This is a genomic window from Hydrogenophaga sp. FW305-3-2-15-A-LB1 (assembly GCF_058787875.1).
Map to the genome: position 1 here is coordinate 83,050 of NZ_JBYTAE010000007.1, position 16,403 is coordinate 99,452.

Genomic DNA, 16,403 nt, shown 5'->3' on the forward strand with positions numbered 1-16,403 from the left:
CGTTTGATGCACGTTTTCATCGACTACCGCAGGCGCAACGTGGCGCTCTTGCACGACCACAGCAAGCCCCGAACATGGAAGGCGGCTGATGCGAAGACAAGGTTCTTCTGACGCAATGGCCCTCAATTCTTCACCGGGTTGAGGGCCTTTTCTTGTTGTACACGCCTTTGACGTGGATGAGGGCCGGACGTTTGTAAGTGTGCACGGGGCCATCCTCATAACCACGGAACCGCACCGAGAACTTCCCCGTATGCACATCGCCCTCGCGCGTCTCGTTGAACACGGTGAACCGCTCGATGGAGCGATGGAATGCGGCCTTTAGCTCCCGACGCACCGCGTAAAGCTCCGTGGGGTCTTCGCCATCAGCGACCGCAAGTTGTGCGTCTTGGTGCCGCTCGACCAACGCCCAAGCCTTTTCCTCGAACATCAGCACGTCGTCCTCTTCCTCTACGGGCGCTGTCTCATGGTGACTGATCTGCATTTCGAGCGCATTCAGCTTTTCCCGCACTAGGCTGGGATTCATCAGGCCATCGCTTACCAGTTCAATGAGTCGAGCTTGCTGCTCCTTCAGCGCCTTGACCTCTGCGTTGGCCACCACCTTGATCGTGGGCTTCTTGTCCACCAACGCGACATAGTCTTGGTCGAGGTCCAGCAGCAGCCCTTCGATCACCTCCTTCTCGAAGGCGTCGTAGTTGATGTGCCCTGCATGCTCGCAACCCGTACGGTCCAAAGCGCTGACGCAGCGGAGGTAGCGTTGAAACACGGTCTTGCTTGCACGGACGAATTTCAAGCGTGACCCGCAGTGACCGCAGAACAGAAGGCCGGTGAAAAGGTTGGGTTCGTCTTCCGCACGACGACCGCGCTTCGTCCCGATGGAGCCGCCCATGAGCCGCTGCACGTCGTAGAAGTCCGTCTTGCTGATGATGGGCGGGTAATAGTCGAGCAGTGGTGCATAGCCCGCCTGCGAGATGCGCGTCCCGATCACCGCTGGGTTTTGCAGAAGCCGTGCAACCTGCGGAGTGCTCCATTTCCACCCATAGGTTTCGTTCAGGTGGCGTGCAATGCGAAGCGACCCGATGGCCTCAGAACGCATGCGGAACACCTCGCGCACGATGTTGGCTTGATCCTCGACGATGGTGAAGCCTCGCCTGTCCTCCGTGTGCTTCAGCCACACAGGCACCTTGCCGCCTTTGAATCCAGCAGCGAGGCGTGCAGCCTTGACCTCTTTGCCCCGCTTGCTCTTGGTCGCGCTTTCCTCGTGGGCACGCTGCAGGACCATGATGGAGCCGAAGAGCGACATACCGCCGTCCTTGCTGCAGACCTCGCGGGTGTAGACCTTGGACTCGTAGTCGTTGATCGTCACGAGCGTCACACCACGATTCATGATCCCAAGAAACAACGGGAGCGAGTCCATGATGTTCGCCCGAGAAATCCGGTCCAGGCTCTCGACGAGCAGGATCACATCGTTCGGAATCAAACCGTCATCGATGGCCTTGAGGAATTTGCCAAGGGCTCCCTCCTTGAAGTTCTTGCCTTTGAAGGCAGAAATCCCGGCGTCGGTGATCGTGGTGTCGAGGGTGAGGCCGTGCTTCTCGGCGTACTGCTTGGCGAGCGTGGATTGCCGTCGTCGAGAGTCGCCATCGTCCTGGGCCTTGGACGACCAGCGTTGGTAGCTGATTGCTATCTTGGGCATGACAGTGCCTGTTGGTTGAACACTGTCAATTTTAAATTAAAGTAACATTTACACCTGAAATGCTCATCAAATGAGCGACGCCGGTGGTGCGGAAGAGGTCCCAGTCGCTGCGGTCGATGGCGGACTGGTCGCCCACCACCAGCGCGGCCAGCACGCCCGCGCTGCGCGGGTCTTCGTGCACGCGGGCCTCGATGCGCTCGGCCACGCCCTGGCGCAAGCGGTCCAGCGGGTGCCAGGGTGTGGCGCCCAGCCGCTGGGGCGCCGGGTCGCGCGGGCCGCTGCGCACATAACCGGTGGCCTGGATGCCCTGCTCCCAGAGCCAGCGTTCGCGGTCGAAGCCGTGCGGGTTGGCGTTGCCGTGCGGGCTGCGCAGGCGCACTGTGAAGCGCCAGCGGTCGCCCGCGCGCAGGCCGGGGCCGGCCCCGCCGGCCTCATCGGGCCGCAGGTACCAGCCCAGTTGCAGGCGCGGTGGCAGCGCCACCGCCTGGCCGCCGCGCGCGGCCGACTCCACCACGAACTCGAAGCGCTCACCCTGCGCGCTTCGCTGCGGCAGGGAGGCGATGCGCCCGGTCGCCTCGATGTCGATGCCTTGCAGGGCCGGGTCGAGCGCGTCGGCCGCGAAATGCACGGCGCGGGCGCCGGTGGCACCGACACCGATGAGCGCGCCCGCCACCCAGGCCAGCAGCAGCGCAGGGGCGGCACGCCGGGTCAGCCGCAAGGCCCCCAGGCCCAGCACACCGGCCAGCAGCAAAGCGCCGTAGACCTCCAGGGACCACAGCGCGGGCTGCTGCAATTGCAGCGCCACGCCCAGCACCCAGCCCAGCAGCGCCCCGAAGCCGGAATGGCGCACGATCAGACCGGGCGGCACCGCTTGGTGGAAATGTCATGTGGCCGTGGCGCAAGACTTGCTAGCATGGCTGCAAGCCGCGTCGGCCGGTTGGTGGCTCGCGGATCCATTGTTGTTCCCCTCCCAGGAAAGTCTCTCGTATGGCCATCCATGTTGCCCTGAGCCACATCACCCATTATCGGTACGACCGCCTGGTCAAGCTGGGGCCTCAGGTGGTCCGGCTGCGGCCCGCGCCGCACAGCCGCACCAAGGTGCTCTCGTATTCGCAGCGCATCGAGCCCGGCGAGCATTTCATCAACTGGCAGCAGGACCCGTTCGCCAACTACCAGGCGCGCCTGGTGTTCCCCGAGCCCACCACCGAGTTCAAGGTCACGATCGACCTGGTGGTGGAAATGGCGGTCTACAACCCGTTCGATTTCTTCCTGGAGCCCTCGGCCGAGAACTTTCCGTTCACGTACGACGAGGCGCAGAAGCAGGAACTGGCCCCCTACCTGGCCGCCGCGCCGCTCACGCCGCTGCTCAAGGCCTACGTGGCCGAGGTGGACCGCAGCGAGCGCCGCACGATCGACTTCCTGGTCGAGATCAACCAGCGGCTGCAACGCGACATCGCCTACACCATCCGCATGGAGCCCGGCGTGCAAGCGCCGGAGGACACCCTCAAGCTCAAGAGCGGCTCGTGCCGCGACAGCGGCTGGCTGCTGGTGCAGATCCTGCGCCACATGGGCCTGGCCGCGCGCTTCGTCTCGGGCTACCTGATCCAGCTCACGTCCGACGTGAAGTCGGTCGACGGCCCCAATGGCCCCGAGAAAGACTTCACCGACCTGCACGCCTGGTGCGAGGTGTTCCTGCCCGGCGCGGGCTGGATCGGGCTGGACCCGACCTCGGGCCTGCTCGCGGGCGAAGGCCATGTGCCGCTGGCCTGCACGCCGCAGCCCTCGAGCGCGGCGCCGGTGGAAGGTGGCGTGGACAAGTGCGAGGTGGAATTCAGCCACCACATGAGCGTGACGCGGGTCTACGAGTCGCCGCGCGTCACCCGCCCCTACACCGACGAACAATGGGCCGGCGTGCTGGCCCTGGGCGAAAAGGTGGACGCCGACCTGGAACAGCACGACGTGCGCCTGACCATGGGCGGGGAGCCCACCTACGTGGCCACCAGCGACCGCGACGCTGCCGAGTGGAACACCGACGCGCTGGGCCCCACCAAGCGCGGCTACGCCACCGAGCTGCTGGGGCGCCTGCGCGCCGAGTATGGCGCGGGCGGCTTCGTGCACATGGGCCAGGGCAAGTGGTACCCGGGCGAGCAATTGCCGCGCTGGGCGCTGTCGATGTTCTGGCGCGCCGATGGCGAGACCCTCTGGCACAACCCGGCCCTGCTGGCCGACGAGCGCGACGAAGCGCGCTGCACCAGCGACGACGCACGCCGCTTCACGCAGGCGCTGGCGCGCAAGCTCGGCCTGTCCACCCAGTACATCACCCCGGGCTACGAGGACACCTGGTACTACCTCTGGCGCGAGCGCCGCCTGCCGGTGAACGTGGACCCGTTCGACAGCAAGCTCGACGACGAGCTCGAACGCGCCCGCCTGCGCCGCGTCTTCGGCCAGGGCCTGGACGCCACCGTGGGCTACGTGCTGCCGCTGCAGGCCTCGGGCCGCAACGGCGCGCTCTCGAACAACGGCAAGAGTGGCTACCCGCGCATCTCGGGCACGGTGTGGTCCACCGGGCCCTGGTTCTTCCGCGACGAGCGCATGTACCTGATCCCGGGCGACTCGCCCATGGGCTACCGCCTGCCGCTGGACTCGCTGCCCTGGGTGTCGGCCGGCGACTACCCGTACCACATCGAACAGGACCCGCACTCCGCGCGCGACCCGCTGCCGCGTGGCGCGGCCGTGAAGCACCAGGTGTCACCGCACCAGGTGGGTGGCGGCTTCGCCGAAGGCGGCACGGTCTCCATGCAAGGCATGGACTTCGACCCGGATACCGAGACGGTGGAAGGCCTGCGCCCGGGCCAGCCCGGCCCCGGCGCGGCGCCCGCGCAGGCCTTGGCCGCGCGCTTCCCGCAGCGCGCCGAATCGGCCGCCTGGCTCACGCGCACCGCGCTGTGCGTGGAAGCGCGCGACCCGCACCGCGCCAACGGCCCCAAGGCCGAGAAGGCCGGCGGCGGCAAGAACCAGCACCTCTACATCTTCATGCCGCCCATGGCGCTGCTGGAGGACTACCTCGACCTGCTCGCCGCCGTGGAAGCCACGGCCGAGAAGCTGGGCATGAGCATCGTGCTCGAAGGCTACCCGCCGCCGCGCGACCCGCGCCTGAAGATGCTGCAGGTCACGCCCGACCCGGGCGTGATCGAGGTCAACATCCACCCCGCGCACAACTGGGGCGAGCTGGTGGAGCACACCGAATTCCTCTACGAAGCCGCGCACCAGACGCGCCTGTGCGCCGAGAAGTTCATGACCGATGGCCGCCACACCGGCACCGGCGGCGGCAACCACTTCGTGCTCGGCGGCGCCACGCCGGCGGACTCGCCCTTCCTGCGCCGGCCCGAGCTGCTGGGCAGCCTGCTGGCCTACTGGCACAACCATCCGTCACTGTCGTACCTGTTCAGCGGCCTGTTCATCGGCCCGACCAGCCAGGCGCCGCGCGTGGACGAGGCGCGCAACGACCAGCTCTACGAACTGGAGATCGCGCTCGCGCAGATCGGGCAGAACCGCAAGACCTACGGCGAAGACATGCCGCCGTGGATGGTGGACCGCACGCTGCGCAACATCCTGATCGACGTCACCGGCAACACGCACCGCAGCGAGTTCTGCATCGACAAGCTCTACTCGCCCGACGGCCCCACCGGGCGCCTGGGCCTGCTGGAGCTGCGCGCCTTCGAGATGCCGCCACACGCGCGCATGAGCATCGCGCAGCAGCTGCTGCTGCGCGCCATGATCGCGCGCTTCTGGAAGCAGCCCTGGCAGGGCCGCCTCACCCGCTGGGGCACCGAGCTGCACGACCGCTGCCTGCTGCCCACCTTCGTGCGCATGGACTTCGAGGACGTGCTCACCGACATGGCCGACGCCGGTTACCCCTTCGACATGGCGTGGTTCGAGCCGCACTTCGAGTTCCGTTTCCCGCTGGTGGGCGAGGTCGCCGCGCGCGGCATCGAGCTCACCCTCCGCAGTGCGCTGGAGCCCTGGCACGTGATGGGCGAAGAAGGCGCGGTCGGCGGCACCGTGCGCTACGTGGACTCCTCGCTGGAGCGCGTGGAGGTGCGTGTGAGCGGCTTCAACGACAGCCGCCACGTGATCACCTGCAACGGCCGCGCCCTGCCCCTGCAGAGCACCGGCACCGCGGGCGAGTACGTGGCGGGTGTGCGCTACAAGGCCTGGAGCCCGCCCTCGGCGCTGCACCCTTCGATCGCGGCGCACGCGCCGCTGACCTTCGACATCGTCGACACCTGGCTCAAGCGCTCCATGGGCGGCTGCCAGTACCACGTCGCCCACCCGGGCGGGCGCAACTACGACACCTTCCCCATCAACGCCTACGAGGCCGAGAGCCGCCGGCTGTCGCGCTTCTTCCAGATGGGGCACACGCCCGGCCGCATGGACGTGGCGCCGGCCCAGCACAGCCGCGAGTTTCCGTTCACGCTCGACCTGCGGACCTGAACACGCGGCCCGGGCCTGCCAGAACCTGTTTGAAGGATGCCACACGGCGATTCACGTCCCCCCGGCCCGCCGATACCCCAGCGGGCATACTCTAAGCCCGTGAATCCCGACCCCACCGAATCCCTCTTTGCCCAGTTGCGCCCGGACACCCCGGGGGCCTGGGCACTCTCCCTGTCCGTGCCGGCGGACGCGGGCCACCGCGACGAGCTGCGCGCCGGCGGCGACCCCGAGGCCTCGGCGCTGTCGCGCCCCTGGGCCAGCTTCTTCGAACACATCGGCGCCGACGGCTTCAGCGACCTCAACCGCCGCGCCGAGAACCTCGAGCGCCAGATCCGCGACAACGGCGTGACCTACAACGTCTACGCCGACGCCTCCACCGGGCTCGAACGCCCCTGGTCGCTCGACCTCTTCCCCAAGCTCATCGGTCCGCAGGACTGGGCGCAGATCGAGGCCGGCGTGTTGCAGCGCACGCGATTGCTCAACGCCATGATGGCCGACCTGTACGGCGAGCGCGAACTGCTCAAGCGCGCGCTGCTGCCGGCCGCGCTGGTGCAAGGCCACCCGGGCTACTTGCGCTCCATGCAGGGCGTGCGCCCGCCGGGCGACACCTGGCTGCACATCGTGGGCTTCGACCTCGCGCAGGGGCCCGACGGCCGCTGGTGGGTGGTCGGCCAGCGCACCCAGGCGCCCTCCGGCCTCGGCTACCTGCTGGAGAACCGCATCGCCATCGGGCGCCAGTTCCCCAAAGCCTTCGCCGGCATGAAGGTGCAGCGCCTGGCCGCGAGCTACCGCGCCCTCATGGACGGCATCAAGCGCATGGCACCCGAGGGCGAGAACGCGCGCATCGCCCTGCTCACGCCCGGCCCCTACAACGAGACCTACTTCGAACACGCCTACCTCGCGCGCTACCTCGGCCTCACGCTGGTGGAAGGCAACGACCTCACGGTGCGCGACCAGCGCCTGTTCCTCAAGACGCTCAGCGGCCTGGAGCCGGTGCACGCGCTCATCAAGCGGCTGGACGACGAGTGGCTGGACCCGCTGGAACTGCGCTCCGATTCGCGCCTGGGCGTGCCCGGCCTGCTGCAGGTGCTGCGCGCGGGCAACCTGCTGCTGGCCAACGCGCCGGGCTCGGCCCCGCTGGAATCGAGCGCGCTGCTGGGCTTCCTGCCCGCCATCAGCCGCCACCTGCTGGGCGAGGAACTGAGCCTGCCTTCGCTGGCCACCTGGTGGTGCGGCGAAGACGCCGCGCTGCGCGAGGTGCTGCCGCTGCTGCGCGACAGCGTGATCAAGCCCACCTACCCGCGTTCCGGGCTGGACACCGTGATGGGCCAGAGCCTGAGCGCGCGCGAGCTCGACGAGTGGTCGGGCCGCATGGCCCGCCACGCCGACGACTACACCGTGCAGTCCTGGCTGCCGCTGTCGCAGACGCCGACCTGGAGCGGCGAGCGGCTGATGCCCCGCTCGGCCATGCTGCGCGTGTTCGCGCTGGCCGACGGCCCGAAGTCCTGGCGCGTGCTGCCCGGCGGCATGGTGCGCCTGGCACCGCGCGGCCAGCTCATCGCCGCCATGCAGCGCGGCGGCAGCAGCGCCGACTGCTGGGTGCTCACCGACGGCCCGGTGGACCACACCAGCCTGCTGCAATCCGCGCCGAGCACGCTCACGCTGGCGCAGCAGAAACGGCCCGTGACCAGCCGCGCCGCGGAAAACCTGTTCTGGCTCGGCCGCTACACCGAGCGCGCCGAAAACAGCGTGCGGCTCGCGCAGATCGTGCTCAGCCACCTGGGCGGTGAAGAACCGAACTCGCGCGCGCTGATGGCCTGGCTGACCAGCATGGCGCGCGAGAACGCCCTGGTGCTGCCCGATGTGCCGACCGCCTCGCTCTCGGCGCGCGTGTTCTCGCGCAGCCTCATCGCCGCGCTCTCGCCCGCGCCCGGCGATGCGCTGGCCGCGCAGTCCTTCAGCGTGGGCTTCAACCTGCGCGCGCTCAAGGCGGCGGCCGCGCAGGTGCGCGAGCGCCTGTCGCAGGAACACTGGAACCTGATCGAGCGCACCGAGGCCAGTTTCGCGCGCGACTGCGCCGCCCTGTCCACCGACGCCGAGTACGCCACCGCCGAAGCCATCGCGGCGCTGCAGAACGCCAGCGAGCTGCTCGCGGCCATCACCGGTTCGCAGACCGACCGCATGGTGCGCGACGACGGCTGGCGCCTGCTCTCCATGGGCCGCCACATCGAACGGCTCATCACGCTGGCGCGCGCGCTGTCGCTCGCGCTCGAACACGGCTGCGTGCACGACCAGGCCGGCTTCGAGGCCGTGGTCGCGCTGTTCGACAGCACCATCACCTTCCACGCGCAATACCAGCAGCGGCGCGACATGGTGGCGCTCATCGACCTGCTGGTGATGGACCGCGACAACCCGCGCTCGCTGGCCTGGGTGGTGCACACGCTGCGCTCGCGCCTGGCCAAGCTCTCGCACAGCGCCACGCCGCAGGACGCGGTGCTCGCGCGCGGCCTGCCCGACCCCAACACCTGGGTGCTGCCCGACCTGAGCAACTGGCAGCGCAGCCCGGACGGCCAGCGCGTCTGGAGCGACCTGGCCGCCTTGCTCGACGGCTGCGAGATCTCGGCGATCGACCTCTCCGACGAGATCACGCGCCTGCACTTCAGCCACGCGGACCAGCGCAACCAATCGCTCGGGGCCTGACATGCTGCTGCGCATCCTGCACCGCACCCGCTACCGCTACCACGGCGCCATCGACATGGCGCAGCACATGGTGCACCTGCGGCCGGTGGACACGGCCTCGCAGCGCGTGCGCTCGCACGAGCTGCGCATCGACCCCGAGCCGGCCGCGCGCAGCGAGACCACCGACGTGTTCGGCAACCCGCGCACCTTCTTCTCGCTGCAATCCATCCACAGCATGTTGACCGTGGAGGCCGACAGCCTGGTCGAGACACAAGCGCCCGAGCCCCTGCCCGAAGGCCCGCCCTGGCGCGGCATGAACTGGGAGCGCGTGCGCGAGCATTTCCGCTACCGCGCCCAGGCACCGTTCGACGCGGCCAGCGAGTTCCTCTTCGCCTCGCCCTACGTGCCGCGCGACGACGCCTTTGCCGCCTTCGCCCGCCCGGCCTTCAAGCCCGGCCTGCCGGCCCTGGAAGCGGCGCGCGCGCTGATGGAGCGCATCCACAACGAGCTGAGCTACGAGACCCACAGCACCGAGGTGAACACCCCCGCGCTCGACGCCCTGGCGCAAGGCAAGGGCGTGTGCCAGGACTTCGCCCACATCATGCTGGGCTGCCTGCGCTCGCTCGGCCTGCCCGCGCGCTACGTCAGCGGTTATCTGCTCACGCGCCCGCCGCCGGGCAAGCCGCGCCTGATCGGCGCCGATGCCTCGCACGCCTGGGTCTCGGTGTACGTGCCCCTGCCCGCCTCGGCCGATGACCCCGACGCCGCCCCCACCGGCGCGTGGTTCGACTTCGATCCCACCAACAACCGCTGCGGCTGGGGCAGCCCGGGCGAGGACTACGTGACCCTGGCGATCGGGCGCGATTTCGCGGACGTCTCGCCCATGCGCGGCGTGATCCAGAGCGGCGCGCGCCACACGCTGGCGGTAGCCGTGACGGTGGCCCCGCCCGACGAACTGGAACAACTCCAGACGGCCGAAGACGCCTGAACCCGTCGATAGAATGGACCGCTCATTCTTCAGGAGCCTTCCATGAGCATTTACGACAAGCTGACCCAACTCGGCATCACCCTGCCGCCCGTGGCGGTGCCCGCCGCGGCCTATGTGCCCTTCGTGCAGACCGGCAAGCTGATCTTCCTGAGCGGCCACATCGCGAAGCAGGACGGCAAGCCCTGGGTCGGCCAACTCGGCCTGACCATGACCACCGACGAAGCCAAGCCCGCGGCGCGCGCCGTGGCCATCGATCTGATGGGCACGCTCGCCGCCGCCTGCCAGGCCGCTGGCACGGACCTCAATGGCGTCAAGCGCATCGTGAAGGTGCTCAGCCTGGTCAACTCCACCGCCACCTACACCGAGCAGCACCTGGTCACCAACGGCTGCAGCGAGCTGATCGGCGAGGTGTTCGGCTCGGCGGCCGGCGCGCACGCGCGCAGCGCCTTCGGCGTGGCGCAGCTGCCCCTGGGCGCCTGCGTGGAAATCGAGCTGATCGCAGAGTTGAAGTAACCCCCCGCGCGCCTTCGGCGCTCCCCCCTTGAAGGGGGGCGACACCTTGGGCCGGCAGAGCCGGACCCTGGGTGTCTCTGGACGGGCTCCCCCACTCCAGCCCGGTTACTTCTTCTTGCGTTCGTTGGCGCGCCGCACCTGGCGGCTCTGGGCGGTTTGCGGGACCGCCTTGGCCTGGCCGGCACGGCGCCTCGCAAAATACCGCGTGGCGAAGCGCGCGACGCCAAAGGCCAGCGCCGCCATCACCGCGGCGATCACGATTCCCGTCCATTCGCTGTTGTCCATCGTCAGCTCACCTGCGTCATTTCATTCGGATCCGGCGGGCGCCAGGAAGCGCTCGAACCGTTCCAGTTCCTCGTCCAGCGCGCGCCGGAAAACGGCATCTCGGGGGCGCGCCTCGGCAAACCCCAGTTCGTGCCGAAGCTGCCCGCGCTCCAGGCGCAGGTTGGCCCAGCCCACCATGCGTTCGCCCCACAGCACCGGCAGGGCGTAGTGGCCCATGGTGCGCTTGGGCGCTGGCACATAGGCTTCGAAGCGGTATGCCCAGTCCCACAGCATCTCGAACCGCCGCCGGTCCCACACCACAGGGTCGAACGGCGCAAGCAGCCGCACCCCTTCATCGGGCTGGTGGCGGCGCGAAGCGGGGTTTTCATCGGCCGGCCAGAACCAGGTGGTGCCGTCGATCACGGCATGGCCATAGCGTTCGCGCGCGGTCTTCACCACGGCGCGTGCCTCGACCGACAAGTGATTGGCGCCGTAGCGCAGCAGGGTGACCAGGTAGCCGAGGCTGGGTGCCGGAATGGGTGCGTACAGCGCCACGATGACATCGACCAAGGCCTGGGCTCGCGCCAGACGCGCCGCCGGGCTGTCGTCCTGCTCGGTGTGCCGCATCGCCTCGTACACCCGCGTGCCCGATTCGCGGCGGCGCACGCGCAACCAGCCGTGGTGGTGCATGTCGTCGAGCAGCCGGGTGCTGGCATTGAGTTCACCACCCCAGTAGCCGGCCACGCGGCCATGGTGCACGAAGGCCTCGCCCACCTCGCGCGGGTGGACCACGCCACGCTCCTGCACGAAGGCCAGCAGCTCGCGCGCGCGGTCCGTGGTGGCCGCGTCCCAGGGCCGGCGCGGCGTGCGCGGGTGCAGCAGCGCCAGCATCTCGCGCGGCACGAAGCCGTAGTTGACGAACGCGTCCTCCTCCACACCCAGCCGCTCGTAGCGGCGCTCCAGGTCGCCGGCGCGGTAGTCGCGCACCCGCTGGTAGAGGATGAGGTCCTGCGCGCGCGCCGGCGCGCGCATGGGATCGGCCTGCACGAAACCGAGCCGGCGGATCGCGGCCGGCAGCGTCACGGGTTTGAACAGGCTGCGCGCGATCGCATAGCGGCGCAGCTCGGCCAGGGTGGGCGAGCGCGCCATGGCCGCCTTACTCCACCCGCGTGATGCGGCTGGGCTTGAAGCCGAGATCGGCCGCCTTGCCCTTGCGGGCCCGCGCGGCGCGCGCGTTGTTGAGGCTGCGGATCTCCAGCGTTTCCTCGCGCTCCTTGCCGCCGCGCCCGATGCCTTCGATCTTCACGCTGCGGGTGTAGGCGGCGGCGCCGGCCAGGGTGTCCTTGGCTTCGAGGTCGATCAGCATCAGGCCACGGCCGCCCTTCTCCATCAGCTTGAGTTCGCCGATCTCGAAGGTGAGGATGCGCCCGCCGGTGGAGGCGCAGCACACGTGCGTGGCCGGCACCAGCGGCACGCCGCCGGAGGTGAAGGCCGCGTGCGACGGCGCGCACGGCGTTTCGCCTTCGCCGAGGTTGAGGAAGGTCTTGCCGCCGCGCTGGCGCGACACCATGTTCTCCACCGTGGCCAGGAAGCCGTAGCCGCCGCTGCTGCTGAGCAGCAGCGCCGCATTGGCCGGGCCGGCGAAGTAGTGCAGCGGCTGCGTGCCGCTTTCGAGTTCGATCAGCGTGGTGATGGGCTGGCCGTCGCCGCGCGCGCCCGGCAGGCTGGCCACGGGCACCGAGTACACGCGCCCGTTGCTGCCGAAGGTGATGAGCGTGTCCACCGTGCGGCACTCGAAGGTGCCGTACAGGCCGTCGCCGGCCTTGAACGCGAAGCTGCCGGCCTCGTGGCCGTGGCCGGTGCGCGCGCGCACCCAGCCCTTGCTGGAGATCACCACCGTCACCGGCTCGTCCACCACCTTGATCTCGGCCACGGCCTTCTTCTCGGCCTGGATCAGCGTGCGGCGCTCGTCGGCGAAGGTCTTGGCGTCGGCCTCGATCTCTTTCACCATCAGGCGCTTGAGGCTGCCGGGGTTGCCCAGGATGTCTTCGAGCTTGCCCTGCTCTTCGCGCAGTTCCTTGAGTTCCTGCTCGATCTTGATGGCTTCGAGCCGCGCCAGCTGGCGCAGCCGGATTTCCAGGATGTCCTCGGCCTGGCGGTCGCTGAGCTTGAAGCGCTCGATCAGCGCGGCCTTGGGCTCGTCGCTGTGGCGAATGATGCGGATCACCTCGTCGATGTTGAGCAGCACCAGCTGCCGGCCTTCGAGGATGTGGATGCGGTCCAGCACCTTGGTGAGGCGGTGCTGCGAGCGGCGGGTGATGGTGCCCTGGCGGAATTCGATCCACTCGGTGAGCATCTGCCGCAGCGACTTCTGCGTCGGCCGGCCGTCGAGCCCCACCATGGTGAGGTTGATCGGCGCCGAGGTTTCCAGGCTGGTGTGGGCCAGCAGCGCGGTGATGAGTTCCTGCTGCTCGATGCGGCTGCTCTTGGGCTCGAACAGCAGGCGCACGGGCGCGTCCTTGCTCGACTCGTCGCGCACGCCATCCAGCACCATGAGGATGCTGGCCTTGAGCTGCGTCTGCTCCTGCGTCAGCGCCTTCTTGCCGGCCTTCACCTTGGGGTTGGTGAGTTCCTCGATCTCTTCGAGCACGCGCTGCGTGCTCACACCCGGCGGCAGCTCGGTCACCACGAGCTGCCACTGGCCGCGCGCGAGGTCTTCGATCTTCCAGCGCGCGCGCACCTTGAGGCTGCCGCGGCCGGTGCGGTAGGCATCGGCGATGTCGCCGGCCGGGCTGATGATCTGGCCGCCACCGGGGTAGTCGGGCCCGGGCAGCAGCGTGAGCAGCTCGTCGTCGGCCAGCTTGGGGTTCTTCACCAGCGCCACGCAGGCGTCGGCCACCTCGCGCAGGTTGTGGCTGGGAATCTCGGTGGCCAGGCCGACGGCGATGCCGCTGGCGCCGTTGAGCAGGTTGAACGGCAGGCGCGCGGGCAACTGCTTGGGCTCGACGGTGGAGCCGTCGTAGTTGGGCACGAAGTCCACCGTGCCCTCGTCGATCTCGTCGAGCAGCAGGGTGGTGATCTTCGCCAGGCGCGCTTCTGTGTAACGCATGGCCGCGGCACCGTCGCCGTCGCGCGAGCCGAAGTTGCCCTGGCCGTCGATCAGCGGATAGCGCTGCGCGAAGTCCTGTGCCATGCGCACCAGCGCGTCGTAGGCGGCCTGGTCGCCATGCGGGTGGAAGCGGCCCAGCACGTCGCCGACCACGCGCGCGCTTTTCACCGGGCGCGCGGCCGTGTTGCGGTTGGGCCCGCTGAAGCCCAGCCCCATGCGGTCCATGCTGTAGAGAATGCGGCGCTGCACCGGCTTCTGGCCGTCGCACACGTCGGGCAGGGCGCGGCCTTTCACGACCGAAAGCGCGTATTCGAGGTAGGCGCGCTGCGCGTAGTTCGCGAGGTTCATGCCGTCGTCGTCCGGCGCGGACAGCGGCAGTTCAGGAGTTTCAGTCATGGCAAATCAGTTCTTCGTTCAAGGCGGCGATTCGGTCAAGGACACCGCAGATCCGGCTCTGCCGGTCTGCCAGTGTCGCCCCTGAGGGGTGACGCGAAGCGGCGCGGGGGGAGTTCAACTAGATATCGATTTCGACCGAGTCGCCATGCAACTCCATCAGCTCGCGGCGCGAGGCGGCTTCGCCCTTGCCCATGAGTTTGGTGATGAGGGCTTCGGTGCCGGCGAAGTCGATCGCGCCGAGCACGACCGGCATGAGGCGGCGCGTATCGGGGTTGAGGGTGGTGTCCCACAGCTGCTCGGCGCTCATTTCGCCCAGGCCTTTGAAACGGCTGATCTGGCATTTCTCGGGCGGCACGCCGTCCTTGGCGGTCTTGTCGAGGATGGCGTGCAGCTCGCCTTCGTCCAGCGCGTACTGCTTGGCCGCCGGCTTCTTGCCGCGCGCGGGGATGTCCACGCGGAACAGCGGCGGGCGCGCCACGTACACGTGGCCGGCCTCGATGAGTTTGGGGAAGTGGCGGAAGAACAGCGTGAGCAGCAGCACCTGGATGTGCGAGCCGTCGACGTCGGCGTCGGACAGGATGCAGACCTTGCCGTAGCGCAGGCCGCTGAGGTCGGGCGTGTCGTTCGGGCCGTGCGGGTCCACGCCGATGGCGACCGCGATGTCGTGGATTTCGGTGTTGGCGAACAGGCGGTCGCGCTCGACTTCCCAGGTGTTGAGCACCTTGCCGCGCAGCGGCAGCACGGCCTGGCTTTCCTTGTCGCGGCCCATCTTGGCGCTGCCGCCGGCCGAGTCGCCCTCGACCAGGAACACCTCGTTGTGCGCGAGGTCCTTGCTCTCGCAGTCGGTGAGCTTGCCGGGCAGCACGGCCACGCCGGAGCCCTTGCGTTTTTCGACTTTCTGGCCGGCCTTCTGCCGCGACTGCGCGGCCTTGATGGCGAGCTCTGCGAGCTTCTTGCCGTAGTCCACGTGCTGGTTGAGCCAGAGCTCGAGCGCGGGGCGCACGAAGCTGCCGACCAGGCGCACGGCGTCGCGCGAGTTCAGGCGCTCCTTGATCTGGCCCTGGAACTGCGGGTCGAGCACCTTGGCCGAGAGCACGTAGCTGGCGCGCGCGAAAACGTCTTCGGGCAGCAGCTTCACGCCTTTGGGCAGCAGCGCGTGCAGTTCGATGAAGCCCTTGACCGCCTGGAACAGGCCGTCGCGCAGGCCGCTTTCGTGCGTGCCGCCCGCGCTGGTGGGGATCAGGTTCACGTAGCTCTCGCGCACCGGCTGGCCGTCTTCGGTGAAGGCCACGCACCAGGCCGCGCCCTCGCCTTCGGCGAAGCTGTCGTGCCCGCTGTCGGCGAAGCCTTCGCCCTCGAACAGGGGAATGACCGGCTCGCCGGTGAGCGTCTGCTGCAGGTAGTCGCGCAGGCCGCCCTTGTAGAGCCAGGTCTGGGTGTCCTTGGTCTTTTCGTTCACCAGCGTCACGCTCACGCCCGGCATCAGCACCGCCTTGCTGCGCAGCAGGTGGGTGAGTTCGGCCATGGGCAGGGTGGCGGCTTCGAAGTACTTGGCGTCGGGCCAGGCGCGCACCGTGGTGCCCTGCTTGCGGTCGTCTGCGCCCTTGGGCGAGATCACCAGCGGTTCGATCACGTCGCCAGCGGAGAACGCCAGTTTGGCCACCTGGCCCTCGCGGAAACTGGTCACTTCCAGCCGGGTGGAGAGCGCGTTGGTCACGCTCACGCCCACGCCGTGCAGGCCGCCGGAGAAGCTGTAGGCGCCGCCCTTGCCCTTGTCGAACTTGCCGCCCGCGTGCAGGCGGGTGAACACGAGTTCGACCACCGGGGCTTTTTCCTCGGGGTGCAGGCCGAACGGGATGCCCCGGCCGTCGTCTTCCACACTGACCGAATGATCGGCATGCAGCGTGACCTTGATCTTCTTGCCGTGCCCGGCCAGGGCCTCGTCGGCCGCGTTGTCCAGCACTTCCTGGATGATGTGCAGCGGGTTGTCGGTGCGGGTGTACATGCCCGGCCGCTGCTTGACCGGTTCCAGCCCCTTGAGGACGCGGATCGAGCCTTCGGAGTATTCGTTGGGTGTTTGGGTCGCCATGGGGGCGGATTGTATGCCCCGAAGACTGTATGCAAATACAGACTTTCGGCTTCAGGCCGACCAGCGATGCGCGCGATTCATCAGTGGCGCGGGAAAATATCAAGCCTTCGCGGCATGCCCGTGACAGGCAAGGCCCATCCATCTTCGCTACAGTTCCCGGATGCCCTCGACCCCCACC

At 68.6% G+C, this 16,403-nt stretch carries 10 protein-coding genes; 4 read left to right on the plus strand and 6 right to left on the minus strand.

Annotated features, from left to right (window positions below):
• Positions 1-130: 130 nt before the first annotated feature.
• A complete protein-coding gene (locus AC3WPZ_RS03685) occupies positions 131-1,693 on the minus strand; it encodes a recombinase family protein (protein ID WP_492438253.1) in 1,563 nt (520 codons plus the stop codon).
• A gap of 31 nt (positions 1,694-1,724) precedes the next feature.
• A complete protein-coding gene (locus AC3WPZ_RS03690) occupies positions 1,725-2,561 on the minus strand; it encodes a ComEC/Rec2 family competence protein (protein ID WP_492438255.1) in 837 nt (278 codons plus the stop codon).
• Positions 2,562-2,680: 119 nt separating this feature from the next.
• Here AC3WPZ_RS03690 and AC3WPZ_RS03695 point away from each other — a divergent pair, with 119 nt between their 5' ends.
• The 4 genes from AC3WPZ_RS03695 (at position 2,681) to AC3WPZ_RS03710 (ending at position 10,367) form a co-directional block, all read left to right on the plus strand.
• The gene (locus tag AC3WPZ_RS03695; protein WP_492438257.1) at positions 2,681-6,187 is read left to right on the plus strand and encodes a transglutaminase family protein; all 3,507 of its coding nucleotides are present in this window, start codon (positions 2,681-2,683) and stop codon (positions 6,185-6,187) included.
• 99 nt (positions 6,188-6,286) lie between these two features.
• Positions 6,287-8,887, plus strand: a complete 2,601-nt coding sequence (locus tag AC3WPZ_RS03700; RefSeq protein ID WP_492438259.1) for a circularly permuted type 2 ATP-grasp protein — start codon at positions 6,287-6,289, stop codon at positions 8,885-8,887.
• Position 8,888: 1 nt separating this feature from the next.
• Positions 8,889-9,854: a transglutaminase family protein gene (locus AC3WPZ_RS03705; protein WP_382323757.1), complete on the plus strand. Its 966-nt coding sequence runs from the start codon at positions 8,889-8,891 to the stop codon at positions 9,852-9,854.
• A 42-nt stretch (positions 9,855-9,896) separates the two neighbouring features.
• On the plus strand, positions 9,897-10,367 hold the full coding sequence (locus tag AC3WPZ_RS03710) for a RidA family protein (protein ID WP_382323756.1): 471 nt from the start codon (positions 9,897-9,899) through the stop codon (positions 10,365-10,367).
• Positions 10,368-10,472: 105 nt separating this feature from the next.
• On the opposite strand, the gene AC3WPZ_RS03715 is transcribed toward AC3WPZ_RS03710, so the two are convergent.
• From AC3WPZ_RS03715 to AC3WPZ_RS03730, 4 genes are all read right to left on the minus strand, one after another.
• Entirely contained in the window at positions 10,473-10,652 is a 180-nt protein-coding gene (locus AC3WPZ_RS03715) for a hypothetical protein (RefSeq protein WP_382323755.1), read from the minus strand.
• 21 nt (positions 10,653-10,673) lie between these two features.
• On the minus strand, positions 10,674-11,780 hold the full coding sequence (locus tag AC3WPZ_RS03720) for a DNA glycosylase AlkZ-like family protein (RefSeq protein WP_444688175.1): 1,107 nt from the start codon (positions 11,778-11,780) through the stop codon (positions 10,674-10,676).
• A 7-nt stretch (positions 11,781-11,787) separates the two neighbouring features.
• Positions 11,788-14,136, minus strand: a complete 2,349-nt coding sequence (gene parC / locus AC3WPZ_RS03725) for a DNA topoisomerase IV subunit A (RefSeq protein ID WP_492438261.1) — start codon at positions 14,134-14,136, stop codon at positions 11,788-11,790.
• A 118-nt stretch (positions 14,137-14,254) separates the two neighbouring features.
• On the minus strand, positions 14,255-16,225 hold the full coding sequence (locus AC3WPZ_RS03730; RefSeq protein WP_382323752.1) for a DNA topoisomerase IV subunit B: 1,971 nt from the start codon (positions 16,223-16,225) through the stop codon (positions 14,255-14,257).
• Positions 16,226-16,403: the final 178 nt, after the last annotated feature.

What these genes read in the sequence shown, in the direction of transcription:
- AC3WPZ_RS03720 (WP_444688175.1), bottom strand. Translation starts at nt 11,780, where the DNA reads ATGGCGCGCTCGCCCACCCTGGCCGAGCTGCGCCGCTATGCGATCGCG.
- AC3WPZ_RS03705 (WP_382323757.1), top strand. Translation starts at nt 8,889, where the DNA reads ATGCTGCTGCGCATCCTGCACCGCACCCGCTACCGCTACCACGGCGCC.
- AC3WPZ_RS03710 (WP_382323756.1), top strand. Translation starts at nt 9,897, where the DNA reads ATGAGCATTTACGACAAGCTGACCCAACTCGGCATCACCCTGCCGCCC.
- AC3WPZ_RS03685 (WP_492438253.1), bottom strand. Translation starts at nt 1,693, where the DNA reads ATGCCCAAGATAGCAATCAGCTACCAACGCTGGTCGTCCAAGGCCCAG.
- AC3WPZ_RS03730 (WP_382323752.1), bottom strand. Translation starts at nt 16,225, where the DNA reads ATGGCGACCCAAACACCCAACGAATACTCCGAAGGCTCGATCCGCGTC.
- AC3WPZ_RS03715 (WP_382323755.1), bottom strand. Translation starts at nt 10,652, where the DNA reads ATGGACAACAGCGAATGGACGGGAATCGTGATCGCCGCGGTGATGGCG.
- parC (WP_492438261.1), bottom strand. Translation starts at nt 14,136, where the DNA reads ATGACTGAAACTCCTGAACTGCCGCTGTCCGCGCCGGACGACGACGGC.
- AC3WPZ_RS03695 (WP_492438257.1), top strand. Translation starts at nt 2,681, where the DNA reads ATGGCCATCCATGTTGCCCTGAGCCACATCACCCATTATCGGTACGAC.